Origin of the sequence: Rhizobium sp. RU36D (genome assembly GCF_900176345.1) — a bacterium.
Classification (GTDB): domain Bacteria; phylum Pseudomonadota; class Alphaproteobacteria; order Rhizobiales; family Rhizobiaceae; genus Allorhizobium.
Window position 1 is genome coordinate 1 of record NZ_FWXU01000003.1, and the last position, 24,211, is coordinate 24,211.

Annotated in this window: 25 protein-coding genes and 1 tRNA gene; 11 read left to right on the plus strand and 15 right to left on the minus strand. The window is 60.4% G+C overall.

What is annotated here, in order from left to right:
- Positions 1 to 64 precede the first annotated feature (64 nt).
- From B9A97_RS04570 to B9A97_RS04585, 4 genes are all read right to left on the minus strand, one after another.
- Complete coding sequence (locus tag B9A97_RS04570) at positions 65 to 424, minus strand: hypothetical protein (protein WP_179145220.1); 360 nt, start codon at positions 422 to 424, stop codon at positions 65 to 67.
- Between the two features lie 477 nt (positions 425 to 901).
- A tRNA-Lys gene (locus B9A97_RS04575) sits at positions 902 to 977 on the minus strand.
- A gap of 205 nt (positions 978 to 1,182) precedes the next feature.
- On the minus strand, positions 1,183 to 2,097 hold the full coding sequence (locus B9A97_RS04580) for a PhzF family phenazine biosynthesis protein (protein WP_084364140.1): 915 nt from the start codon (positions 2,095 to 2,097) through the stop codon (positions 1,183 to 1,185).
- 812 nt (positions 2,098 to 2,909) lie between these two features.
- Positions 2,910 to 4,019, minus strand: a complete 1,110-nt coding sequence (locus tag B9A97_RS04585; protein WP_084363850.1) for an endonuclease/exonuclease/phosphatase family protein — start codon at positions 4,017 to 4,019, stop codon at positions 2,910 to 2,912.
- A 175-nt stretch (positions 4,020 to 4,194) separates the two neighbouring features.
- On the opposite strand from B9A97_RS04585, the gene B9A97_RS04590 reads away from it, so the two are divergent.
- On the plus strand, positions 4,195 to 4,572 hold the full coding sequence (locus tag B9A97_RS04590) for a DUF4189 domain-containing protein (protein WP_244564128.1): 378 nt from the start codon (positions 4,195 to 4,197) through the stop codon (positions 4,570 to 4,572).
- 4 nt (positions 4,573 to 4,576) lie between these two features.
- On the opposite strand, the gene B9A97_RS04595 is transcribed toward B9A97_RS04590, so the two are convergent.
- Genes B9A97_RS04595 through B9A97_RS04605 form a run of 3 tightly spaced genes read right to left on the minus strand, consistent with a single transcriptional unit; the run spans position 4,577 to position 8,283 of the window.
- Positions 4,577 to 5,608: an ABC transporter ATP-binding protein gene (locus B9A97_RS04595; RefSeq protein ID WP_084363852.1), complete on the minus strand. Its 1,032-nt coding sequence runs from the start codon at positions 5,606 to 5,608 to the stop codon at positions 4,577 to 4,579.
- On the minus strand, positions 5,596 to 7,290 hold the full coding sequence (locus tag B9A97_RS04600) for an ABC transporter permease (protein WP_084363853.1): 1,695 nt from the start codon (positions 7,288 to 7,290) through the stop codon (positions 5,596 to 5,598). The genes B9A97_RS04595 and B9A97_RS04600 overlap by 13 nt, the downstream gene beginning before the upstream one ends.
- A gap of 12 nt (positions 7,291 to 7,302) precedes the next feature.
- Positions 7,303 to 8,283 carry an ABC transporter substrate-binding protein gene (locus B9A97_RS04605; RefSeq protein ID WP_084363855.1) on the minus strand — a complete coding sequence of 327 codons (981 nt, stop codon included), beginning with the start codon at positions 8,281 to 8,283 and terminating at the stop codon, positions 7,303 to 7,305.
- Between the two features lie 378 nt (positions 8,284 to 8,661).
- On the opposite strand from B9A97_RS04605, the gene B9A97_RS04610 reads away from it, so the two are divergent.
- A complete protein-coding gene (locus B9A97_RS04610; RefSeq protein ID WP_084363857.1) occupies positions 8,662 to 10,563 on the plus strand; it encodes a CASTOR/POLLUX-related putative ion channel in 1,902 nt (633 codons plus the stop codon).
- Positions 10,564 to 10,635: 72 nt separating this feature from the next.
- Here the strand turns inward: B9A97_RS04610 and B9A97_RS04615 are convergent, their stop codons facing one another.
- Positions 10,636 to 11,862, minus strand: coding sequence for an aminotransferase-like domain-containing protein (locus B9A97_RS04615; protein WP_084363858.1), 1,227 nt, complete (start codon positions 11,860 to 11,862; stop codon positions 10,636 to 10,638).
- A gap of 488 nt (positions 11,863 to 12,350) precedes the next feature.
- Here B9A97_RS04615 and B9A97_RS04620 point away from each other — a divergent pair, with 488 nt between their 5' ends.
- Positions 12,351 to 12,725 carry a hypothetical protein gene (locus B9A97_RS04620; protein WP_084363859.1) on the plus strand — a complete coding sequence of 125 codons (375 nt, stop codon included), beginning with the start codon at positions 12,351 to 12,353 and terminating at the stop codon, positions 12,723 to 12,725.
- Positions 12,726 to 12,791: 66 nt separating this feature from the next.
- Here the strand turns inward: B9A97_RS04620 and B9A97_RS04625 are convergent, their stop codons facing one another.
- The 3 genes from B9A97_RS04625 to B9A97_RS04635 form a co-directional block, all read right to left on the minus strand.
- Positions 12,792 to 13,211, minus strand: coding sequence for a cupin domain-containing protein (locus B9A97_RS04625; protein WP_143530329.1), 420 nt, complete (start codon positions 13,209 to 13,211; stop codon positions 12,792 to 12,794).
- Between the two features lie 233 nt (positions 13,212 to 13,444).
- The gene (gene ilvC / locus B9A97_RS04630) at positions 13,445 to 14,464 is read right to left on the minus strand and encodes a ketol-acid reductoisomerase (RefSeq protein ID WP_084363861.1); all 1,020 of its coding nucleotides are present in this window, start codon (positions 14,462 to 14,464) and stop codon (positions 13,445 to 13,447) included.
- 66 nt (positions 14,465 to 14,530) lie between these two features.
- Positions 14,531 to 15,169: a TetR/AcrR family transcriptional regulator gene (locus B9A97_RS04635; protein WP_084363862.1), complete on the minus strand. Its 639-nt coding sequence runs from the start codon at positions 15,167 to 15,169 to the stop codon at positions 14,531 to 14,533.
- A gap of 383 nt (positions 15,170 to 15,552) precedes the next feature.
- On the opposite strand from B9A97_RS04635, the gene B9A97_RS04640 reads away from it, so the two are divergent.
- From B9A97_RS04640 to B9A97_RS04665, 6 genes are all read left to right on the plus strand, one after another.
- Entirely contained in the window at positions 15,553 to 15,801 is a 249-nt protein-coding gene (locus B9A97_RS04640) for a hypothetical protein (RefSeq protein ID WP_084363864.1), read from the plus strand.
- Between the two features lie 33 nt (positions 15,802 to 15,834).
- A complete protein-coding gene (locus B9A97_RS04645) occupies positions 15,835 to 16,083 on the plus strand; it encodes a hypothetical protein (RefSeq protein ID WP_084363865.1) in 249 nt (82 codons plus the stop codon).
- A 31-nt stretch (positions 16,084 to 16,114) separates the two neighbouring features.
- Positions 16,115 to 16,363: a hypothetical protein gene (locus tag B9A97_RS04650; protein ID WP_084363867.1), complete on the plus strand. Its 249-nt coding sequence runs from the start codon at positions 16,115 to 16,117 to the stop codon at positions 16,361 to 16,363.
- A 26-nt stretch (positions 16,364 to 16,389) separates the two neighbouring features.
- Positions 16,390 to 16,638, plus strand: coding sequence for a hypothetical protein (locus tag B9A97_RS04655; protein WP_084363869.1), 249 nt, complete (start codon positions 16,390 to 16,392; stop codon positions 16,636 to 16,638).
- A 155-nt stretch (positions 16,639 to 16,793) separates the two neighbouring features.
- Positions 16,794 to 17,165 (plus strand): DUF4087 domain-containing protein, encoded by a 372-nt coding sequence (locus tag B9A97_RS04660; protein ID WP_084363870.1) that lies wholly within the window; start codon positions 16,794 to 16,796, stop codon positions 17,163 to 17,165.
- A gap of 86 nt (positions 17,166 to 17,251) precedes the next feature.
- A complete protein-coding gene (locus B9A97_RS04665; protein WP_244564129.1) occupies positions 17,252 to 18,178 on the plus strand; it encodes a bifunctional helix-turn-helix transcriptional regulator/GNAT family N-acetyltransferase in 927 nt (308 codons plus the stop codon).
- A 13-nt stretch (positions 18,179 to 18,191) separates the two neighbouring features.
- On the opposite strand, the gene B9A97_RS04670 is transcribed toward B9A97_RS04665, so the two are convergent.
- Positions 18,192 to 18,602, minus strand: a complete 411-nt coding sequence (locus B9A97_RS04670) for a winged helix-turn-helix transcriptional regulator (RefSeq protein ID WP_084363873.1) — start codon at positions 18,600 to 18,602, stop codon at positions 18,192 to 18,194.
- 141 nt (positions 18,603 to 18,743) lie between these two features.
- Here B9A97_RS04670 and B9A97_RS04675 point away from each other — a divergent pair, with 141 nt between their 5' ends.
- Positions 18,744 to 19,625 carry an SDR family oxidoreductase gene (locus B9A97_RS04675; protein WP_084363875.1) on the plus strand — a complete coding sequence of 294 codons (882 nt, stop codon included), beginning with the start codon at positions 18,744 to 18,746 and terminating at the stop codon, positions 19,623 to 19,625.
- A 92-nt stretch (positions 19,626 to 19,717) separates the two neighbouring features.
- Here B9A97_RS04675 and B9A97_RS04680 read toward each other — a convergent pair whose 3' ends face one another.
- Complete coding sequence (locus tag B9A97_RS04680) at positions 19,718 to 20,470, minus strand: pyridoxine 5'-phosphate synthase (protein ID WP_084363876.1); 753 nt, start codon at positions 20,468 to 20,470, stop codon at positions 19,718 to 19,720.
- A gap of 539 nt (positions 20,471 to 21,009) precedes the next feature.
- On the opposite strand from B9A97_RS04680, the gene B9A97_RS04685 reads away from it, so the two are divergent.
- Positions 21,010 to 21,702: a MerR family transcriptional regulator gene (locus tag B9A97_RS04685; RefSeq protein WP_084363878.1), complete on the plus strand. Its 693-nt coding sequence runs from the start codon at positions 21,010 to 21,012 to the stop codon at positions 21,700 to 21,702.
- Positions 21,703 to 21,717: 15 nt separating this feature from the next.
- On the opposite strand, the gene B9A97_RS04690 is transcribed toward B9A97_RS04685, so the two are convergent.
- The gene (locus B9A97_RS04690; protein ID WP_084363879.1) at positions 21,718 to 22,770 is read right to left on the minus strand and encodes a CPBP family intramembrane glutamic endopeptidase; all 1,053 of its coding nucleotides are present in this window, start codon (positions 22,768 to 22,770) and stop codon (positions 21,718 to 21,720) included.
- 239 nt (positions 22,771 to 23,009) lie between these two features.
- Positions 23,010 to 24,137 (minus strand): ATP-dependent DNA helicase, encoded by a 1,128-nt coding sequence (locus B9A97_RS04695; protein ID WP_084364143.1) that lies wholly within the window; start codon positions 24,135 to 24,137, stop codon positions 23,010 to 23,012.
- Between the last annotated feature and the right edge of the window lie 74 nt (positions 24,138 to 24,211).

The window sequence follows — 24,211 nt, forward strand, 5'->3', positions numbered from 1 at the left end:
AGCCCACCGCGAAGGGTGCTCGGCTTCGTGATCCAACACCATACGAACGGCGCGTTGACGGACTTCAGCTGAAAACTTGTTCGTTGTCTTGCTCAAAGTTGCTCCAATTTCTCAGAAGTTGGAGCCTCCGGCAAACCCGGCGCGGTTCAATGACTTCCTCGCTCTGATCGCACGCTGCACGGAGCTGGGCGACCTGGGATTCGAGATCAGCGATCAGGCGAACAGCGGTTAATGCCATCTGTTCCACGGTGCTTGCATGCTGACGTGCTGCACCAAGGACATCATAATATGCGTGCTCCCGGCGGGCTTCACGGGCCGCATCCAGGCCGTCGAAGATGCCCTGAGCCAAGCTTGCTGCACCCGCACCGATTACCATCATCCCGCCGAGATTTGACATTGCTGCCATGTCTGCAGGTGCTGACATGCTCCGCTCCAAGGTATGTTTCTACCGGCCAACACGTATGCCGGGCCCAACAGATCGAGGTAAGTCGGCATAAGCGACGTGGCGATCGATCCGTTAACGGAGCCCGTTGTGCCATTCAGAACCCGAAGTGAACTTGGTCGAAGCTATGGTGATCAAACCCTCGGGATCGGAAGCAGCAGACAAACAATCATATGATGGCCTCCAGAAGCAGCGGCTGGAAACGCACACCAGGAACATGCGGGAGTTCGAGGAGCGAGGAAGAAATTCGCTTACAACTGACTTATCGAATCGAGGAATGGTACGCCCAGGAGCACCCGATCACCCCAGACGATCCCGGTTATCCACACCAATCCACAGGCGCAAAACAAGCGCAGAACTTCTATTCAAAAACAGCGTGTTACATCGAAAAGCGACAAAACAACCTGGAAAGTGACCAAGCCTCTGACACACAACCTTTTGATGGCTAAAGGTCAATGATGGTGGGTGATGTAGGGCTCGAACCTACGACCCGCTGATTAAGAGTCAGCTGCTCTACCAACTGAGCTAATCACCCGCCTGCCCCGTCGCCGTGGCGTGACCGGGCGTATAAACAGGATCGTCCACCTTGTCTATACGGCGCTTGCAAAATTCTTCGAGAAATCGCGAAAAACTTGATTTCATAGCGAAAAAGAAGGCGCCGAAAGACTGGCCCAAACGCCATATTCATCTTCCCAGCAAGCCATCGGGGCAGGATAGCGGCCAGGAGAAGGCGCGCTCCCTCAATACTCCAGCATGCCGGACGCCACGCGCACTGCCTGACCGCCGATGCGGGCGCGCAAGATATCGCCGTCCTTGGTATCGATATGCAGGTGGATATAGCTCGGCCGGCCCATCTCCACCCCCTGTTCGATCATGAGGGGATAATGGCCGTCCGGCAGGTCGTCGAAGAAACGGATGGCGCCGGAGAGTGCGGCGACCGCGGACCCGGTGGCTGGATCCTCGGCTATGCCCATGTGAGGCGAGAACATGCGGGCATGAAACTTGGCGGCATGGTGCATGCCGCCGCGGCAATAGACATAGGCCGAGACCAGCCCGCCTTGAACGAAGGGAGCCGCACGCTCCCACAGTTGCGGATCGAACTCGATTGCGCCCACGGCCGCCAGGTTATGCACGGGAACCAGCAGAAACGGCACACCGGCACTCCAGATCGAGGGCACGTGGTTTTCAAAACCGATGACACCGGGCGATATGCCAAGCGCGTCCGCCAGAGCTTCCGGATCAAGCGCCAGGTCGACGCGCGCCGATGTCTTGGGCAGGTCGAACTCAGCAAAGCTGACTTCACCCGGGCGCAACCGCACCGCACAGCGCACGGGACCGACATTCTCCTCCAGCACCGAGACCTGATCGATCTGCTGCGCATCCCCATGCTGGCGTTCCCCCAGGGCGACAGCAGCGCCAACGGTCGGATGGCCGGCAAAGGGCAGTTCGCGCCCCGGCGTGAAGATCCGCAGGCGGGCCGTATGGGCCGGGTTGGTCGGCGCCATGACAAAGACGGTTTCGGAGAGATTGAACTCCGCGGCGATCGCCTGCATTTCACTGTCGTCAAGGCCCTCCGCCTCGAAGACCACCGCCAGCGGATTTCCCGCGAGTTTCCTGTTGGTGAAAACGTCATAGATGCAATAGGGCCGAGGCAATCGAATCTCCGCAGTCACACGATCGGACCGGCAGACTGCACGACCTTGGCAAAGCCTGCAAGCAACAGTATATGAGCCATGACGGGCGAAGTGCATCGCAAGAATCGGCGCCATCGTCTTGCTATAGGGATGCGCCTGCGGATCGGGGCTTCGAATGGCGACACCGCCGGCGATTTCCTGCTCCGGGTCGGTCTTCATGTGCTCGGCTATGCGTTCCAGCATCTCGTCCGCCGTGAGGTCGAAATGGTAAAACCGGAAGATGCTGACGAACCTGCCCCAGCGCGTAGCGTACAGATTGGCATCGGCACGGGCTGATGTCAGGTCCAGGCCCGTCTCCTCCAGCACCTCCCGATGCATATTGCCATGGATATCGCAGACCCCGTCAGTCACGTCGTGCTCATCGAGCGATCCGGCGGCGCAATACACCATGCCGGGATTAGCCGTATGATCGGACATGCGAATGGCGATGATCGCGCCATCGCGAGAGACCGGCACCGCCATGCCGAAAAGATGACATGCACCTTCAGGCCCCGTCTGCCGGCGCCACCACAGATAGGTTGAAAACGGGATGACATGCGCCTCGGCCTTGATGGCCCCGTCGCTCAGAACAATCTTGCTGTGCAGCAACATGCGGCCGTCATAGAGGGCCGGATTGGCCGCCGCTTCCCTTTCCCAATTCAGCGCAATCGCCTCGCGGTTGGCGAGGTAGAGCGGATGATCGCCGGGCAAGACACTGATCTCAACCGAGTTTACCGGAAAGACGTTGAGATCCGCCGGCCAGGCGGAGGTGTCAAAGGCCAGATTGTGTTCGGTCATGCGATATCCAATGTCATCACCACCGGGCAGTGGTCCGAAGCTTTTGGTCGGTCCCAGCCCACGCGTGGATAGCGCTCCACCGCCTGCCCCGGCGGAAAGACGGTGCGAAACGGCTGCCCTGCCCTGACGATCTCCGGCAAGCGCCCGGCATTGGCCCGGGCGAGCGCTGGCGACAGCCAGATATAGTCGAGCTGGCAGAGATGCTGCTCCTCGGGGCCGCGGGCATGGTAGAGCGTCCAGCGGTCCATGACCTCGCGGCGCTGCATCGGATTTTCAACAAAGCCATCATGGCTCAGCACATCGAGCGCGCTCGGCAAGTCCCCGACAGGCTGAAAGCGGTAGCCGCTGCGGCGATCCCCGATGACATCCACCCGTTCCTGATAGTCGTTCATGTCGCCGCAGATGGCAAAGCGCTTGTCCGCCGTGTGGCCCTTGCCAAAGCGGTTCTCGATGATGTGACGCAGCGCCTTCACCTCCGCCGTGCGAACCGGCATGGTCGCTGTACGGCCATCCATGCCGTCGCGCGGGCTGCTCATGGACTTCAGATGCACCACGTAGAGCGTGAACGGCTTGCCGCCGATGCGCAGGTCCATTTCCAGGCAGTCACGCTTGAAGATCTTGTCGTCGGCCTGGTTGGTTGCCTCAAGCTCGCGGTTGAACAGTCCCAGGTCGCGATAGGTCAATGCTGCATGGCTCTTGATATCGACGACCTCGATCTTCTGGCCATCCCGCGTTTCCTCGCGCATCATCACGGCCACGTCGATGCCCCGGCTATCATTTCCCTCGACGAGATATTTCTGCCGATAGCCATGCCCGACCATACGAAACAGATAGCCGTATTCGAAGGCGGACAGCGCCGCCATGTTATCGACCTCCTGCAGGCACAGGATATCCGCATCGGCATCGGCAATCGCCAGTGCCGAATGCTGGCGGGTGTCATCGGTCGAGGCCACCACGCGGGCCGCCTCCAGCCGTTTGTAGTCCTCCTCGTTCGCCACCTCGAACAGCTTCAGCACCCGATCCTGGCGCAACTGGTTGCGGAACCCGGTGAAATCGAAGCGCATCATGAGGTTTTCGACATTGAAGGTGGCAAGCCGCAAGGACATGGGGATTTCAGCCTTTCCTGCCTGCCGAGCCTAGCGAAGGAAGCGTGCCACAGCAGGTGCTTAAGCATTTATCTCGGGAGTTGTGGCACGGCAAAGGGTATCGCTCGAATGTCTGTATATTATTCTCTCCGACCTCAATAACATGGCGAAAAGCAAAGATGGAGGAGAGCCTGACATGCTGCGTCAAACGAGCGTTCTGGTCAGTTGCATGCTGGCGTTTTTCATGGTGATTCCGCCAGCGACCGCTCGGGCTGACAGCTATGGCGCCATAGCCTATTCACCCCGAACCGGCTCGACCGGGTGGTCCTACTCGTTCGATACGCGTGTCGGCGCGGAACGGCGGGCGATGCAGGGATGCACCTCCCATGCGCGCGACTGCCGGATTGCGATCTGGTTCGTCAATGCATGCGGCGCGCTGTCTGTCGGCTCAAGCGGTTGGGGCTCGGGATGGGGCAGCGATCGCGCTCGCGCGGAATATGAAGCCAACCGCTCCTGCAGCGGTCAGACCCGCGGCTGCCGCGTCATACGCTGGCAGTGCTCAGGCGCCCGGTGAGCCGTCACAACCGCCAGCCTCGGTTGATCGCCACATGGAGGCGGTCGCCCACCTGAACCTTGTCGCGGGCATAGGCCCGTAGGGCCTGGCCGTCAGCAAGCTCGAGGCGCAGTGCATATCGCTCTCCCTCGAACAGGGCGGAGGCCACACGGACCGGCAGCCCCTCGGCACAAAGCGCGACATCCTGCGGCCGCACAAGAACATCCATCCTCGGCTGGTTCAGCACCGAATGCCTGGCGATCATGGTTTCAAGCCGCTGCCTGTCGAAAAGCCGATCGTTGACGCCATCGTCGGGCAGCGAGAGAATGGAGCCCTGCCCGATCAGGGCGCCCACCTGCCTGCCTTCGGGTCGGGCATAGATCTCGTCCGGCGGCGCGACCTGCAGCAAGCGCCCCTCCGCCATGACGCCGACATCGGTGGCGAGCGCCATCGCTTCGGCCTGGTCATGGGTGACATAGACGATGGTGGCACCGGAGCGGATGTGAAAATCCCGAAACGCCTCCTCCATCTCCTGTCGCAGATGGCGATCGAGATTGGCCAGTGGCTCATCCAGCAGCACCACGTCAGGCGATGTGACCAGGCACCGTGCAAGCGCCACGCGCTGGCGCTGGCCGCCGGAGAGATCGGCCGGCCGACGATCGGCATAGCTTTCCAGCCGGACGGAGGCCAGCGCCTCCCGCACCTTGGCTTGAGCCGCAGCACCACTCGATCCGCGCACCTTCAGGGGATAGCCGACATTCTCTGCAACCGTCATATGCGGCCAGAGCGCATAGGACTGGAACACCATCGCCATGTTTCGCCGCTCCGGCGGTACCACAGCCGTGGCATCCGACAGCACCCGGCTCCCCAACAGGACAGCGCCGTCAGTCGGCGCCTCGAAGCCGGCGATCATGCGCAACACCGTGGTCTTGCCGCAACCGGACGGGCCTAAAAGCGCCAGAAAGCCGCGTTCCCGAATGTCGAGCGTGACATCGCTGACGGCAGGACGCCCGGTACCAAAATCCTTGCAGAGGTTACGAAGGGTCAGTTGCGCCATGGTACGACACCTCTCGGCAGCCGTGCCGCCATCAGTTCCAGCAGCAGCATCAGGATAACGACCAAGATCACCACCAGCACCGAAAGCGCCGAGGCAAGATCGTAGGAGCCGCTGTCATCGAGATTGTAAATCGCAACGCCCAGCGTCTGGGTACCGGCGGACCACAACAGGGCTGACACGGTCAGCTCGTTGCAGGCGATCAGGAAGACCAGGATGACGGAAGCGCCGGCAGCGGGCGCGATCAGCGGCACGACGATATCGCGAAGCCGCCGCTGAAATCCGGCCCCTGCCAGTCGCGCCGCCTCTTCCAAGGCCGGATCGAGCTGCCGCATGGCGCTGATGACGGGCTTCAGCCCAACGGCGAAGAAACTGGAGAGATAGGCTGCGAGAATGATCCAGATGGTGCCGTAGATCGTCACGTTCACGACCGGCAGCGGCGCTGCGAAGACCAGGATGAAGGCCACCGACAGCACAATACCGGGCAAGGCATAGGGTATCTCGATCAGTCCCATGACAAGGCGCGCAAAGCGGCCGGGGCGGCGGGTGACCGCATAGGCCGTCAGCACCGATATCACCAGGAGCCCTGCGGCCGTCGCGGAAGCGAGAAAGATCGAATTGGCAAACGCCGTTCTTGTCACGGTCTGCCGCAGCAGGATCTCTTCATAGGCAGACAGCGACAGCGTCTTCCATGACAGCGCCACCCCATAGGCTGGCACCAGGGACGCCGACAAGAGGGCAAGAAACGGCGCGAGCAGAATGGCAAACAGGATAGCCCACAACAGTGCCTCCAGCGGCAGCCTGAGCCGTCCAAGCGTGAATGTCGTGGTGGCGCCGGAGAGGCCGATGATGCGGTAGTCCCTGCCCTTCAGCGCCATTTCCTGCACCTGCAGACCTGCGACCGCCATCAGGCCGATCATCGCGGAAAGCATGGAAATATCGCCGAACGTGCTGGTGCCGAAGCTGGCAAAGCGGGAATAGATCAGCGTCGGCAGGGTATGGATCGAAGCGGGAATGCCGAGGATGGCCGGAATGCCAAAATTGCCCACACCAGAGACGAAGGCAATGGCGGCACCGGCAATCAGACCGGGGGCGGACAGAGGCAGCACGATGTGCCTCAGCACCTGTCCCGGCGATCCGCCCGACAGCCGGGCGGCCTCAATGCCATCGCGCGGCAGGGCCAGCAGCCCCGCTCGCAGCGCCAGATAAACCAGCGGCGCATGCTGCACACCATAGAGAAGCGCGATGCCGGCGATGGAATAAAGCGGCTGCGGGCTGCCGAGCGGCGGCGCGAGCCCCAAGGATTTCAGAAGCGGGCTCGATGGTCCCGACATGCCGATCCAGGCGAGCGCGGTAACCTGCGGCGGGATCATCATCGGCAACATGAAGAGGAAGCTCAGCAGCCATTTCGACCTGATATCCGCCAGTGTCAGGGAAAATGCGAACAAGGCGCCGATGGCGACCGCAAGGACCATGCCCAGCAGCGAGGTGACCAGCGTGTTATAGACCGCCGCCCAGACCGTCGCTTCCGACAGCAGTGCCCAGACGCCACCCGACAGGGCCGACGTCACCCCGGCCGCCAACAGCCTGACCAGCGGCAGCGCGCAAAGGCAAAGGGTCGTCGCCAGGACAAACGGAAACAGCCAGCGGGGCTGGCTGTTTGATATGCTAAGGGAATGCGACATAGAACCTGTCGATCAGTTCGTGCCGAAGATGCCGGAGAAGGTCTTCAGATCCGCTTCGGTGGCCTTGAGCGCCGCAGCAGCGTCGATCGGCAGGACCTTGATCGTGTCGCGCGCCGGGAAGCCTGCCGGAACCGGCATGCCATTGCGAGCCGGGATATAGCCAAGCTTCAGGAAGCCTTCCTGGCCCTTTTCCGACAGGACGTAGTCGACGAACTTCTTGGCGGCTTCGGCATTTTTGGTGGTGGAGAGGATGGCCACCGGTTCGGTCACGGCCGAAACACCTTCTGCCGGGAAGACAAACTCGACCGGCGCGCCCTTGGCCTTTTCGCGGATCGGCATGTAGTCCACGACCACGCCATAGGCCTTTTCGCCTGATGCGACCGACTTCAGGACAGCGCCGTTGCCGCCTGAGGCGATCGCGCCATTGGCCTGCAGCGCCTTGTAGTAATCCCAGCCGAGGCCCGGTACGGCCGCTAGCGTCTGCGCATGAATGAGCGCTGCACCCGAGGTCAGCGGGCTCGGCATGGTGACGAGGCCCTTGGCTTCCGGCTTGGCCAGATCGGCCCAACTCGTCGGCTTCATGGCGGCAGCCGTGTTGTAAATGATGCCGGTCGTGATCAGCTTGGTCGAGTAGTAGGCACCATCCGCATCATAGAGGCTCTTGTCGTAGTTGGCGGCCTCCGCAGACTTGTAGGCCATCAGCTGTCCGGCCTGCTTCATGCGCTCCAGCGTCACGGTGTCGGCAATCAGCAGCAGGTCAGCGACAGGGTTGCCGGCCTCGATCTCGGCCATCAGCTTTGCCATGATCTTCGGCGTACCGTCGCGCACCCAGTCGACCTTGATATCCGGATTGGCGGCCATGAAGCCGTCGACGGTCGCCTGCGCATCTTCATTCGGCTGGCTGGTATAGAGCACCAGATTGGCCGCACCGGCCCCAGAGGCGGCCAGCGTGAGCGCCATGGCGGATGCAAGCGTGGCAAGAATGTTCTTCATGATCGGACCCTCATTGATATGGGGTCCCTCTACGCCGGGCGCTTAACAGTGATATGACAATCATCAAGCACGCCAAGACGTCATGAGGGCGATAAACCGGCGCGGCAAGATGAAGACGAAGGTGCAGACGGATGTTTTTGCCGGCTTTTTTGCCGCCGGCTATCAGATGACATGGCGGCGCGGTTACCAAAGGGCAATTAATCCCGGATAGAAACGATCCTAACCTGCCGATCCACCCCCGGCTTGGCAAACGTCTCGTTTGTCATGGCCTTGGGGACAAGGACGCAGAAACTATAATTGGGACGAAGGCTGACGGTCTTGCACCTCGCGGGGAGAGGTGTAACCGATATAGCAACAAGGATGGGGACACCACTCGACATGAAGACACGCGACGATTGGCGCGCGCATCTCAGATACGCGTTCGACAAGAGCATGGCCGGCGGAGCTATGGCCCTCATTGGCTGGCTGGCGCTGATCTCGCTGATTGTGATCACGCTGGCCGGCGCTTTCCTGGCGATCACCGGGATTGCGCCAGCAGGCGGCGAACCTGTCAGTTTCATCGAAGGCACCTGGGAATCCCTGATGCGCACCTTCGATGCCGGCACCATGGGCGGTGACCAGGGCTGGGGCTTCCGCCTCGTGGCGCTCGTGGTCACGCTGGCCGGCATCTTCGTCTTCTCGGCCTTGATCGGCGTTATCAGCTCGGGCCTGGAAGACAAGCTCGACGAATTGCGCAAAGGCCGCTCGCGTGTGCTTGAAGTCGATCACACCATCATCCTGAACTGGTCGCCGTCGATCTTCGACGTCATTTCGGAACTTGTCATCGCCAATCGCAGCCGCAAGCATCCGCGCATCGTCATCATGTCCGGCCGCGACAAGGTGGAGATGGAGGAAGAGATTGCCGCCAAGATCGAGGATCTCGGCAATACCAAGATCATCTGCCGCAGCGGCGACCCGACCGATCTCTTCGACCTCTCGATCGTCAATCCGCAAACATCCCGTTCGATCATCGTGCTATCGCCCGAGGGTGATGACGCAGACTCACAGGTGATCAAGACCGTTCTGGCGCTGGTGAACGACCCGAAGCGCCGGCCCGCCCCCTATATGATCGCCGCCGAAATCCGCAGCGCCAGCAATGCCGACGTCGCCCGCATCGTCGGCGGCCCCGAGTTGCAACTGGTGCTCGCCGACGACCTGATTTCGCGCATCGTCGTCCATACCAGCCGCCAGTCCGGCTTGAGCGCCGTCTATTCCGAACTGCTCGATTTCGACGGCTGCGAAATCTATACGCTCGAACAGACCACCCTTGTCGGCAAGCCCTTCGTCGCTGGTGCCATGTCCTATGAGAATTGCACCCTGATTGGCGTATGCGACACGGATGGCAAGATCCATCTCAATCCACATCCCACGCGCGTCTTCCAGGAGAGCGAGCGTGCCGTGATCATCGCGGAGGACGACGACTCCATCCGCCCATGGACCAACGAGATCCAGTTGTCCAAGGAAGCGATCCGCCCGCCGCAGCCGCGTCCCGTCGGCCCGGAACGCACGCTCATTCTCGGCTGGAACCGCCGCGGTCCGATCATCGCCACGGAACTCTGCCGCTATGTCGCACCCGGTTCGCACCTGACCATCGCCGCCGACACGCCCGAGCTCGAGGCGGATATCGCCGGCCTCGTCTTCCCCAACGGCAATATGTCGCTGGATTATCGCATTATCGACACCAGCAGCCGCGCGGCGCTCGATACGCTCGGCATCGTGGCCTATGACCATGTTCTGGTCCTTGGCTATTCCGACCACATGACCATGCAGTCGGCGGACACGCGAACGCTGATAACGCTGCTACATCTGCGCAAGATCGCGGAAACTGAGGGCACCCGGATCAATGTCGTCAGCGAAATGACCGATGTCCGGAACCGAGAACTGGCCGAGGTCACCCGCGCCGATGACTTCGTCGTCAGCAACAAGCTGGTCAGTCTGATGCTCGCCCAGGCCTCGGAAAACCAGTACATGGCAGCGATCTTCGGCGAATTGCTCGATGAGAATGGCTCGGAGATCTACATGCGGCCGATGCGCGACTACGTCGCCATCGATGCACCGGTCAATTTCTTCACCGTGGCGCTGGCGGCCTTGCGGCGCGGAGAACTGGCAATCGGCTATCGACGCCAGAACGAGCCCGATGTCGATGGTCGCAGGCTGGGTGGTGTGACCGTCAACCCCTCCCGCTCAGAGATGGTGCAGTATACCGAAGAGGATATGGTCATCGTCCTGGCGCGCGACTGACCAGGCGATACCAGACAAAAAAATGCCCGCTGGTGACGGCGGGCATTTTCGTTTTCATTCCAGGCACGAGGCTCAGGCGGCCGCAGCCAACGCCCCGCCGATCAGGCGTCCAAGCCGCTTGATGCCCTCGTCGATCATCTCTTCATTGGCGCAGGAGAAGGACAGCCGCAGCGTATTGGCATTCGACCGGTCGGCAAAGAAGGCCTGCCCCGGAACGAAGGCCACCTTCTCAGTTTCAACCGAGCGCGCCAAGAGGTCGGCACCGTCCATGCCCTCCGGCAGTGTCACCCAGACAAACATCCCGCCTTCCGGCTTGGTCCAGACTGTCCCGGCCGGCATGTATTTCTCAAGGGCTGCCAGCATGGCATTGCGCCGCGCGCTATAAGCCGCCTTGATCTTGGCCACCTGCTCAGGGAAGTGGCGTTCCGCGACATGGGTAATGGCCATCTGGTTGATTGTGGAGGAGTGCAGGTCTGCGGCCTGCTTCATCAGGACCAGCTTGCGGATAACCGGCATGGCGGCAACCACGAAGCCGACGCGCAGGCCTGGAGCGAGCGTCTTGGAGAAACTGCCAGAATAGATCGTCCTGGTGTCTTCGATCGAGCCTTTCTCGGCAATCTCAAGCGCCAGGATCGGCGGGATCGCCTCGCCGTCATAGCGCAGCGACTGGTACGCAGCGTCTTCGATGATCGCAATATCCATCTCGTCAGCGAGCTTCAGCAGCCGCTTGCGCTGGTTGAGATCAACGGTTTCCCCGGTCGGGTTGGAGAAATCGGCGGAGAGATAGGCGAACTTGACGGCACCACCGAGGTTTTCGGCCGCAACCTTGTAGCTTTCGGGCGTACGGTTGCCGTTCAGCGTAAGCTGGTCGTAATTCGGTTCATAGGCGTTGAAGGCCTGCAAGGCGCCGAGATAGGTCGGCCAGCCGACGAGCGCCGTGTCCTTCGGCGACAGGAACAGCTTGCCGAGGTAATCGAGCGCCTGCTGCGAGCCTGAGGTGATGAAGATGTTGTCGACGGAGCAGGGAATGCCGAGCTTCTCCATCTCGCCTTTCAGCCATTCCCGCAACGGCTTGTACCCTTCGCTGACGGAATACTGCAGAGCCGCGCCAACCTGGTCGCTGGAGAAGATGTCGGAATAGGCCGTCTTGAACGCCTCGTCCGGAAACAGCTTGGGATCTGGAATGCCGCCGGCAAACGAAATGATATCGGGCCGTTCCAGCAGCTTCAGCAGTTCGCGAATTTCCGAAGCGCGCATACGCGACGAACGGGTTGCAAAGATATGATCCCAGTTCAACATGGGGGTTTCCTCGATTATCTTTTTGGATGATTCAACAGACCACGAAATTTGAGATAAGTCAACAATGCTGACCTATCGCTTTTCGACAAATTACCCGGCGATGCTGCAGCGCGAAATAAATGCAAAGCATGCCTGAACATCGCGCAAGATTTGACCGCGCGGCCTCAGACCAGCATAAAGATGCGCTCCATAGGAAGCACCTGATATGATACGTCGCGATTGCTCAGCACGAGCAAACGGTCTGAAGACACGGAAACACCCGAAAAGGGTGCAACTTTTGGACACAATACGTCATTTCTCCCCTTGAGCTTGACAAACAACAAGACATACTCCCGCCCGGACACGCCTCGGCTCAAGAGGCTCTGGTCCCGGTGCTGAGGGGCGCCGCAGCACCGCCATTCGTCTTAGCATTGTTCTGCATGAAGCCATTTAACCTTTTGCCGGCGACCGGGGGACGGTTCGTCGCGAACGATCACGGGGAGAACCGCATGCGCGGTCTAGCTTTTATCTGTCTTGTCACAGCCAGTCTTTATGCCCTTGTCGGCATGGCCGGCGGCATTTTTATGGGTATTACCCATGACCATACCCTGAGCCCTGCCCATGCGCATCTCAACCTTGTCGGTTGGGCCTCCATCGCGCTGTTCGGCCTCTATTATCACGTCGTGCCCGCCGCCGCCGCGTCTCGCCTGGCAAAACTACAGGTAGCAGCGGCCACGCTCGGCGTTCTTTGCCTCGCGCCGGGGATAGGACTGTCCGTGCTGGGAATGAACCCGGCGCTCGCCATCGTCGGCTCGCTGATCACCTTTGTGTCGATGCTGCTGTTCGTCACCGTGGTCGTATCCAGCCGCGCCAGCAACGCCTGACAAGGGTCGAACAACCACACCGGTCGCGACCCCCAGAGATTGCGGCCGGCGCCTCAACTGCATGGACTACTTTTTCGGCTCCATATTGACGACGCCCTTTGGCGCCTGGTCAATCACGAGCAATTTCAATGCCTCGGTGCCGGGGTTTTCGCCATAGTGCCACTGGCCAAGCGCTTCCACGATGAAGCCACCGACACCGAGATCCGTAACACTGCCCGTATCCATATTGGTGACGCGCAGCTTGCCGGACAGGACGTAGCCGTATCGCGGATACTGGTGGCGATGCTGCGACAGTTTTGCTCCGGGCGGAATTTCATACACTGAAACGGTAACTTCCGGATTGTCCGTCGGCAAGGCGATCGGCTGGCCCGACACCGTAACGTCGGCTTTGGTCACGGGCGTCACCACCACCTGGGATTGCGCCTGCGCGCTGGAGATACTGAGCGCGAAGAGCCCCAGCATCCCCACAACCGATTTCATCATCATTGGCTCCTCCACGATGGCGCACGACCGCCTGCGGCGATTCTCAACGCGAGGTTACAGCGAAACGGATATTGATGGTGAGCGCAACATGGAAAAGCCGGGAAGGTCTCCCTCCCCGGCTAATGCTTACATCCGTCTGGCGATGCTTGGTTGACAGCCTTGTCAACCAGCTTGTTCTTGCCGATCCCCGCGATGCCGAAGGCACGCGATCCTGAGGACCTGGAGCGGCAAGCCGATCAGTTGACGGCCTTGTCGACCAGCTTGTTCTTGCCGATCCAGGGCATCATGCCGCGCAGCTTGGTGCCAACTTCTTCGATCTGGTGGCTGTCGTTCATGCGGCGGATGCCCTTGAAGCGCGACGCGCCGGCGCGGTATTCCTGCATCCAGTCCGAGGTGAACTTGCCGGTCTGGATGTCATGCAGAACGCGCTTCATCTCAGCCTTGGTTTCTGCCGTGATGATGCGCGGGCCGGTGACATATTCACCCCACTCGGCCGTGTTGGAGATCGAGTAGTTCATGTTGGCGATGCCGCCTTCATAGATCAGGTCGACGATCAGCTTCACTTCGTGCAGGCACTCGAAATAGGCCATTTCCGGCGCATAGCCGGCTTCGACCAGGGTTTCGAAACCAGCGCGGATCAGCTCGACCAGACCGCCGCACAGGACGACCTGTTCGCCGAACAGGTCGGTTTCGCATTCTTCGCGGAAGTTGGTCTCGATGATGCCCGAACGGCCGCCACCAACGCCGCAAGCGTAGGAGAGAGCAAGTTCAAGAGCGTTGCCGGACGCATTGTGGTGAACGGCAACCAGGCAGGGAACGCCGCCGCCCTTCTGGTATTCGCCGCGGACCGTGTGGCCGGGGCCCTTCGGCGCGATCATGACGACGTCGAGTGATGCCTTGGGCTCGATCAGGCCGAAATGCACGTTGAGGCCGTGGGCGAAGGCAATCGCTGCACCGTCACGGATATTGCCGGCAATCTCGGCCTTGTAGATGTCGGCCTGCAGTTCGTCCGGGGTCGCCATCATGATCAGGTCGCCCCACTTGGCGGCCTCGGCAACAGTCATGACCTTGAAGCCATCGGCTTCGGCCTTCTTGATGGTGGCAGAGCCGGCCTTGAGGGCGATGACTACATTGGCGGCACCGCTGTCCTTCAGGTTCAGCGCATGGGCGCGGCCCTGGCTGCCATAACCGACGATGACGACGTTCTTGGACTTGATGAGGTTGAGATCGGCATCACGATCGTAGTAGACGCGCATTTCGTTTTCCTTCCCATTGCTTGTCTGTTGTTGAGATGTCTTAACCCTAGGATGAAGATCAGCGCTTCATTCCGTCGGTATTCTTGTCGTGCCGTAGAGCTTCAGGAATGACGCGACCGCCTTCCTGGCCCTGGCTGGAAATGTTTCCTTGCCCGGCCGGTCGCCGAGCAGCATGCGCACGTGAAGGTCCGAAACGATCAGGCCATAGAGCGATCGATAGGCCTCTTCCCCGTCATTGAATCGCAAAAGCCCGTCCCGCTGCCCGGCATCCAGCAGCGCGCGTGCGCGGCGATCGATCTGCCGCCGCCCGCGCTCAAGCAGCAGCGTTCCGAGCTTCGATCCCTCGCGGCTGGTCTGGCCGATCGCCAGCCGGTTGAGCGCAAGCGACACATCACCTGCCAGAACCTCCAGCAGGTCCCGCGCGAACAATTCGAGATGATCCACCAGCGTGTCCGGCGTCAGCCGCTCGCCGCTGCGCTCGAACGTCCTCACCTTGCTCGCCTGGTGCGAAATCATCGCAGACAGCAGACCATCGCGGTCGCCGAACCACTTGTAGAGGCTCTCCTTGGAGCAATTGGCAGCCCGCGCCAATCCGGCAGTCGTCAGCGCCTTGTCGCCACCATCGACAAGCAGACCCAGCGCCACGTCCAGAACCGCGTTCTGGCGTGGGGTGAAGTCGTGATCTGCAGTCGATTCGTGTTGCACTATCTTGCTCTCTGACGCGTACCGTACCGTACGGTTCCTGCATTTTCTAAAGGCATCGCCCCTGCCCGTCAAGCCGAAAAAACGGGCACAACGAGGGTTTTCCAGCGGCCTGCAGCCCCCAACACGCCACACTCACAGAAGCGTGACTACGTGGTGACAAAATAATTTTTTTATACAACAATTTTGGCTGCATGTAATTTACAAGCCACTGTTTTTGCATGCTAAATTTTTCAAGATCTCCAAAGAAAATCGATCAAATCATCGAACCAAGCGGTTCGATTGGCGCCTACCCCCTCTTGCCAAGCCGAAAAATTTGTCCCATTTCTAGCTCATCGAACCAAGCAGTTCGATTGCATATCAACTAATCAACAGAGGCAATGACCATGAAAAAGATCGCAGCAGCCACTCTCGTCGCCGTTCTCGCCGGCTCGTCCGCAGCCTTCGCCATCGAAGCCATTCCGGGCTCGCTCACCTACGGCGGCAGCAACGTTCAGCTTCAGAAGGCTCCGGCCGGTTCGAGCTTCGAACACGCCTTCATCACCAACAGCGGTGACCAGGCCATCGAGACCTACCGCGTCAACGCCGACAAGACCGTCACGCTGGTCACTCGCGACCACGTCGAAAACAACTAATGCCACTGGCACTCAAGTAAGGAGCATTTCCCCATGAACAAGATCGCAGCAGCAACCCTCCTCGCCGTTCTCGCCGGCTCTTCCGCAGCCTTCGCTCTGGAACCCATCCCGGGCTCCCTGACCTACGGCGGCGCCAATGTCCAGCTTCAGAAGGCTCCCGCCGGCTCGAGCTTCGAACATGCCTTCATCACCAGCACCGGTGACCAGGCCGTCGAAACCTACCGCGTCAACGCCGACAAGACCGTCAGCCTCGTGACCCGCGCCCACGTCGAAAACAACTAATCCCAACCTTCCCACATAAGGAGACATCATCATGAACAAGTTCGCAGCAGCCACCCTCCTCGCCGTTCTCGCCGGCTCGTCCGCAGCCTTCGCTCTGGAACCGATCCCAGGCTCGATCACCTTCGGCGGCAACAACGTCCAGCTTCAGAAGGCCCCGGCCGGTTCGAGCTTCGAGCACGCCTTCATCACCAGCACCGGTGACCAGGCCGTCGAAACCTACCGCGTCAACGCCGACAAGTCCGTCAGCCTCGTCACCCGCGCCCACGTCGAAAACAACTAATCCCCACACGAATAGGAGACATCATCATGAACAAGTTCGCAGCAGCCACGCTGATCGCCGTCCTCGCCGGTTCGTCCGCAGCCTTCGCTCTGGAACCCATTCCGGGTTCGCTCACCTACGGCGGCGCCAACGTCCAGCTTCAGAAGGCTCCGGCCGGTTCGAGCTTCGAGCACGCCTTCATCACCAGCACCGGTGACCGCGCCATCGAAACCTACCGCGTCAACGCCGACAAGACCGTCACGCTGGTGACCCGCGATCATTCGGAATCCAACTGATATTTCTCAGTTTTCGGACTTCCCGACCCAAGGCCCCGGAGTTTATCCGGGGCTTAAATTTTTTCTGTGCCTGGACCCAGTTTTGGCGCTTCATCCGGCTCATCGCGATCGATATGATCACGCAATTACCCACCTAGAGCCTGGATTGAAATACAATGTCGAAGCGTCTCATCGCCCTCGCCGCCCTCGGTCTTGCCCTGATCGGCAGCCCTGCACTTTCAGCCGAAAACCGCTGCGGCTGGCTTCATAATCCCACCCCAGGCAATCTCTGGCTCGATGACAGCGAAAGCACCTGGATCCTGATGTCCCAGGGCATGCCGGACGAGGCGCTGGGCATGGAGAACATCCCTGATTTTTCCGAGCGCGACTATGTGCGCACCAATGGCAATTACGGCTATGCCTGCGCCTGCATCGAAGTCGATACCGAGAGCCGTGATGGCATCGATCGCGTCGTCGCAGTCTACTCCTTCAAGCAACTGAAGCTGTCGAAGTGCGAAAACGATCGCAACCTACCGAAGCCCGAATAAGTCGATTTAGTGGACCTGGTCCATTAATTGATTGACCTGATCCGTTTTCCATCCTTATGCTCCTGACGAGGCGCAGGGAGTTCGATATGGAATCAACGGATCTGGAGACTGTGGAAGCGATGCGAGCCTTCAACCGCTTTTACACCAATCGGCTTGGTGTTCTGGGCCAGGGTTATCTCGGCAGCGGATACAATCTGACGGAGGCTCGCATCCTCTACGAAATTGGCGCCCGGCGCAGTGTGGCGGCGGTCGCACTGATCCGTGAATTGCAGCTGGATGCGGCCTATCTGAGCCGCATCATCAAGCGGTTTCGTGCCGCCGGCCTGATCGAAACGACGCCGGACCCCCAGGACAAGCGCAGCCAGATCATCACCCCCACGGACCACGGCATCAAAGAATTCGAAAAGCTTGGCGCGGCATCGAGGGTTGAGCTTGCCGCCATGGTCGACAACCTTGGCCAGTCCGACCGGGAGAGGTTGAAGGCGGCCTTTTCCACCATCCGCCTGCTTCTGGATCCGTCAGCAAGCCGCAACGAGCCTGCCGTCCTTAGGCCACACAGGCCGGGCGATCTCGGCTGGATCGTTCAGTCCCAAGCAGAGTTCTATACGGCCGCTTTCGGCTGGAACAGCCGTTTCGAAGCCCTCGTCGCCGAGATCGCAGGCAAGTTCCTGGCCAATTTCGATCCGGCACGGGAGTTCTGCTGGATCGCCGAACGCGGCGGCACGCGCGTCGGGTCGGCGCTGATCATGGATGGCGGCGAAGGAATCGCCAAGCTTCGCCTGCTCTATGTCGACGAGCAGGCCCGCGGTCTTGGTCTCGGGCGCCTGTTGGTTGAGGAATGCATCCGCTTTTCACGCGCGTCCGGTTATCGAAAACTGACGCTCTGGACCAACGACATCCTGCATGCGGCGCGGCATATCTATGTGAAGGCCGGCTTCGTGCTGGAAGCGGAAGAACCGCATACGCTGTTCGGCCCACAGGAAAACGGCCAGACATGGACCCTTACCCTGTGATGCGGTCATCACCTCAGGCGCTGAGCGCTTCTTCCTGATCGTAGCGCTGCCGCGCGTCGCGGACCGCCGGGAAATTTGCCTCGGCCCATTCCATCAGCGCCGACAGCGACACGAACAGCGAGCGGCCGAGCGGCGTCAGGCAGTATTCCACGCTTGGCGGCTTGGTGGGAAACACCGTGCGGTCGACATAGCCATCCCGCTGCAGGTCTCGCAATGTCTGGGTCAGCATGCGCTGGGAAATATCCGGCACCAGGCGGCGCAACTCCCCAAAACGATAGGGCTTTTCCGCCAGCGCCAGCAGCAGCAGCGTCGACCACTTGCCACCGATCGGCGCCATGACCGAGCGGATCGGGCAATTCTCCAGGCCCGTTCCATCGTCATACTCGGACAGTTTATCCTCGAAGATGGTCGCAACGCGTTTCATGGTGGTTCCCTTTAGGTAACGATGGTCTGAAAAACTGCCTTCTTTACAGATCACAGGCAATTCCTATTTTAGCGTAACTCTCATTTAGAGAGTTACAGCGACATTTGGAAGCCCCAACGGTTTCCCTTGGAAAGGACCATTATGAGCAAGATCCTCGTCACCGGCGCCTCTGGCCACCTCGGCAGCCTCGTGATTGCAAACCTGCTGGAACGCGGCGTTCCGGCCTCAGACATTATCGCGGGCAGCCGCGATCCGGCCAAGCTCTCCGCACTCGCCGCCAAGGGCATTGCCGCCCGCAAGGTTGATTTCGATGACGCGAGCACGCTTGCCGCCGCCTTTGCCGGCATTGATCGGCTGCTGATCATCTCCACCGACGAGCTTGGCACGCCGGGCAAGCGGCTGGAGCAGCACAAGGCCGCGGTTGCCGCTGCCAAGTCAGCCTCGGTCGGCCGCGTCTTCTACACCTCGCTGCCGAAGGCCGAAAGCTCGGCCGTTTCCTTCGCGCCTGACCATTTCGGCACGGAAGAAGCAATCAAGGCCTCCGGCCTGCCCTACACCATCTTCCGCAACAGCTGGTACATGGAAAACCTGTTCATGAGCCTGCCGAACGCACTCGCCTCCGGCCAGTGGTTCACCGCTGCCGGTGATGGCAAGACGTCGCATGTCTCCCGCGCCGACATCGCCAAGGCAATCGCCGGCGGCCTGATCTCGCCGCCAGCCGAAAACAAGATCTACACCCTGACCGGCGAAGCGGCCTACAGCAATGCCGAAATTGCAGCCCTCGTCAGCGAAGCGACCGGCAAGCCGCTCGCCGTGGTGAACCTGACGGACGCGCAGCTTGCCGAAGGCATGGCCGCACACGGCGTGCCGGCACCCTTCATCCCGACCCTCGTGTCGTTTGATACGGCGATCCGCGCTGGCGATCTCGGCATGGTCACGACGGATGCAGCCGATCTGGCGGGCGGCAAGCTCGTGACGCTCAAGGACTTCATCGCCGCCAACAAGGCCAGCCTCGGCGCTTGATCCGACTGCAGATAAAACGAATAAGCCCGCCAAGTCATCATCCTGGCGGGCCTCTCCGTGCATGATTGGCGTGGTCTATCCGGTCTTGGCTATCAAACCGCCTGGCCACAGGCCCTGCGGAAACGACGCACGGTCTCGGCCATTCCATATTCCAGGGCATCGGCTGTCAGTCCGTGGCCGATCGAAACCTCGGCCAGCGCGGGAATGCGCTTCACCAGCGCCGGCAGGTTCGCCACCGTCAGGTCATGGCCGGCATTGATTCCCAGTCCATGGGCCAGCGCGGCATCGGCGGTTAGGCCCAGACGCTCGATCTCAGCCTTGGCCCGATCCGGATCGTCGAAACACCCGCCATAAGGTCCGGTATAGAGCTCGATACGGTCCGTGCCGGTTGCTACGGCGGCCTTGACGGCGGCCTCGCTGCCATCGCCATCGGCAAAGAGCGAAACGCGCATGCCCTTGCCCTTTAGCCGCGCAACCACGCCCTTCAGGAAATCCTGATGCTGCGCAAAGTCCCAACCATGGTCAGACGTCGCCTGGGACGGATCGTCGGGAACGAGCGTCACCTGTTCCGGCTCGGTCGCCTCGCACAGGGCGAGAAAGTCTTCCGTCGGATAACCCTCGATATTGAATTCGGCCTGCGGAAATTCGTCGTCGATCAGCGCGCGCAGCACCGGAAGATCGGTAAAGCGGATATGCCGTTGGTCGGGACGCGGATGAACGGTCAGGCCGCTCGCCCCGGCCTTCAGGGCAATCCGGCCGAGATGCGCAACATCGGGCCACGGCAGATCGCGTCGATTGCGCAGCATGGCGACGGCATTCAGATTGACGGAAAGCTGTGTGGTCATGTCAGGTCCATGAAAAACGTCGGGCTCGGTTCGCTTTTAGACCGATGTCTCCACAAATTCCAACGAGTTGCTCGAATGATTTCATGCGCTTCGCTGATGGAAGCCCGAAAATGTGCCCTGAACTGGCACGCTCTCGGCATCGTCGGTAGGAATTCGACAAGCAGTGAAAGCGATATCCCGCTCGCTTCGTTGCACCGGAACGACAAGTGCTGGTAAGCGGAGACCGGCGCTGAATGCGCCTGTGATCCCCAAAATAGAGGGCTTTGATTGCCATTAGCGACAATTGTAGCCTTTGGGACGGGATATCGAGAAGGAGCGGACCTTGTCGTGCGGACATCGGCAGTTATTAACGGTTTGCAAATGCCCATACCGACGCCTATTCTGTCCGTTCATGGTCCTTCATCGCATGCCGGCCGGCAAAGTGGGACACGCAAGACGCCGGCAAGCAGCATGGTGATGTATAAAAGGCGGAAAACCGCCAGGACCGAAAGCCCATGACCGGTCGGCGCACGACACGCCCTGGGCGAAAGGGGGGAAACATGGCGGATCAACCGAAACATCCGCGCGGCAGCTCGATGGCCCAAGGCGGATCGCCAGCCCGATCTCGCTATCTGCCGAGCAATATCCTGCCCAACGAGCCTCCAAAAGAGCCGGTGACGATCGGCGACATGGCAAACATGTTTGGCGTGACGCACCGAACCCTGCATTTCTACGAGGAAAAAGGGCTTCTCTCGGCCGGCCGTGTCGGTCTGATGCGCGTCTACAATCAGGATGACGTCGGTCGCATGGCCCTGATCAACGCCTGCCGCGAAGTCGGCATGCCCGTCGCCGTGATCCAGGAACTCCTGGATGAACTGGATCAGGCACAATCCCAGGCCGAGGCCGAGGCGATCTTCAACGATGCCCTGACGATCCGTAAGCGAGAATTGACGGCCGCACTGTCGACCATCCGACGACAGATGCAGCAAATCGCAAACCTCCTGTCCGGGGATGAGGAGCATGCCGCGGCGGCGAAAACCGATGCACGCGACAGCATCGAACTCAGCGATCTGGAGCGCCGCTGCATTGGATTGATGGCGGAAGGCTATGCGCCGATGCGTATTGCCCGGGCGCTGGACCTGAAGAATGATGAACTGGTGGAACTGGAAAACACCATTATCCGCAAGTTCGACGCCAACAACCGCTTCCAGGCCGTGGCCAAGGCCGTGCTGCTCGGCATCGTCGCGTCCTGAGACAAGGCGCGCGCCTCAGAGAATTCCAAGCTGGAACGCGGCAATACCGGCTGCGACATGCAGAATGGTGACGCCGATCAGGTTGCCATGGCGCATATAGAGCGCGCCCATCACTACCCCTGACACAGCCGTCACCGCAACCGCCATCAGCCCGAAATGGCTGTGGAACAGACCGAAGATCAGCGAGGCGACAAGAAGCGACCGCACGCCGCTTTGATCGTCAAGCAGACGACGCAGGGATGTCTGTAGCACGCCCCGCGCCATCACTTCCTGGATCAGGCTATGCAGCGCATAGCCGCAGCGGCTGAGGATCACCATGCCCACTGACATGGTGGACATCGCCGCCTGTTCGCCCGGCACTGTGTCGTCATGCAACAGATGGCTCAGCGCATAGATCACGGCGATGGCAATAACGGACGCGGCCGCGCCCTCGATCACCGCGCGTCGCCACCCCTTCACAGTCAGTCCGATCTGCGACGGCGCGAGCTTCAGGTGCCAGACGGTGAAGGCCACCGGCAGCGTGATCAGGATCAGATAGGCCCAGGCAAAACCGGTCGAATAGACATTGAACCAGTCATAGGTCTGGACGAACAGTGTAACGATATTGGCAAGCCCGAGCAGCCCGATGAAGAGAACCACGAGATGGCCAAACTCGATGCGCTCGCGCAAGCTCCGCATCTTCTCGGAGACATCGCTGAGGATCACCACGACACCCAGCGGCTGACCGCTGCCTTCGTCGCGCAACATGGATGTGCGAACGACCACATGCCGTTCTTCGCGACCGATCCGGAAGGTGACATCGCGGGTCACAACATTATTGGCGGCATACATGGAATCAACGATCGCCTCGTTGATCTCCCAAAGCTCGTCGCGCATCAGCACCATCTCGGCGAAGGTGCCAGCCAGTTGGGAAGGATCATCGAAGCCCAACATCTCGCAGACCGGATGATTGGCCGTGATGAGGTTGCCGTTTTTGTCGAACGCCAGGACCCCATCGCGCATGTTTTCCACGATCGCGGGGAACAGCATGTCGCGGGGCGGTTTTTGCGGCGCGATCGTTGCGGTCATACCCTAGCCCTCCGAGCAAGCCGCTTCAGCAAGCGGCGACGATTCGCGCCTTCTGCCACAGGGTTTCACCGTAAGAAACCACCAACCGATTGCATCTCAGGTCATTATTGGGGGCAATCTTTGGATTGGACCAACGACTAGAGTATGTCGCGCAAAAGTGCGCCGCGGTTTTGCAATTACGACATGCTGAAAACCAGAGGACAAGCGTGGCAAGCGAATCCGAAAGATCGCGACACGCTTTAGCGGACGATGGTCAGTGTCTCCGCTGCCCGCGTGACCGCTGTATAGAGCCAGCGCTCACGGGTATCACGGAAGGCCCAGCTCTCATCGAACAGCACGACATCGTTCCATTGAGAGCCCTGCGCTTTGTGCACCGTCAAGGCATAGCCATAGTCGAACTCGTCATAGCGCTTGCGGGTCGCCCAGGGGATCTCGGTTTCGATGTCCTCGAAGGCCGCCTTCAGCAGCTTTATCTTCGCCGCCCCACGATCCATGTCGTCGTCTTCGGGCTTGATCAGCAGGTTGATGCCAGGCTTGACCGTCTCGCGCGACGAGGTCATCACCTGCCACAGGGAGCCGTTCAGCAATCCCTTGACCTGGTCATTGCGCAGGCACACCAGCTTGTCGCCGGCTTGCGGATACTCGACATTGAAGCCTTTCAGCTCCCTGAGCCGCTTGTTGTAGCGCCGACGCGTCTTGTTTGTGCCGACCAGCACCTGGTCCGCACCCAGCACCAGATCCTGGGTCACCTCGTTCTTGGAGATGACCTTGGCCGTACCATAGTTGCCATACATCAGTTCACGGCCCTCACGCACTTGCATGGCGAGCGTGATGATGGGATTGTCGCGCGCCTGCCGATGGATCTCGGTCAGGAGATAGTCTGGCTCCTGCTCGGTGAAGAAACCGCCGCCCGATACCGGCGGCAACTGGCCCGGGTCCCCCAATACCAGGATCGGCGTGCCGAAGCTCATCAGGTCCTTGCCAAGCTGCTCGTCCACCATCGAGCACTCATCGATGACGATCAGCGCTGCCTTGGCCAGCGGGCTCTGCCGGTTGATGGAAAACATCGGCGAGATCGAGGTCTTGCCGGTTTCCTCGTCCTCCACCTCCTCCTCGCCGCGCGGACGGTAGATCAGCGAATGAATCGTCCGGGCATTGGTGGCACCACGCGAACGAAGCACCTGCGCGGCCTTGCCGGTGAAGGCCGCAAACAGCACGTCACCATCGACATTCTCGGCAAAATGCCGGGCCAATGTCGTCTTGCCGGTGCCGGCATAACCAAACAGGCGGAATACGGGCTGGCGCCCGTCCTTCAGCCATTTCGAGACCGCCTTGAGCGCCTCGTCCTGTTGCGGTGAAAACTGCATCGTCAGGACTTGCGCGGATTCGCCTGCAAAGGCAAGGCGCGGCCCGCATAGACCCACCCTTCTCCCGGCTTTAG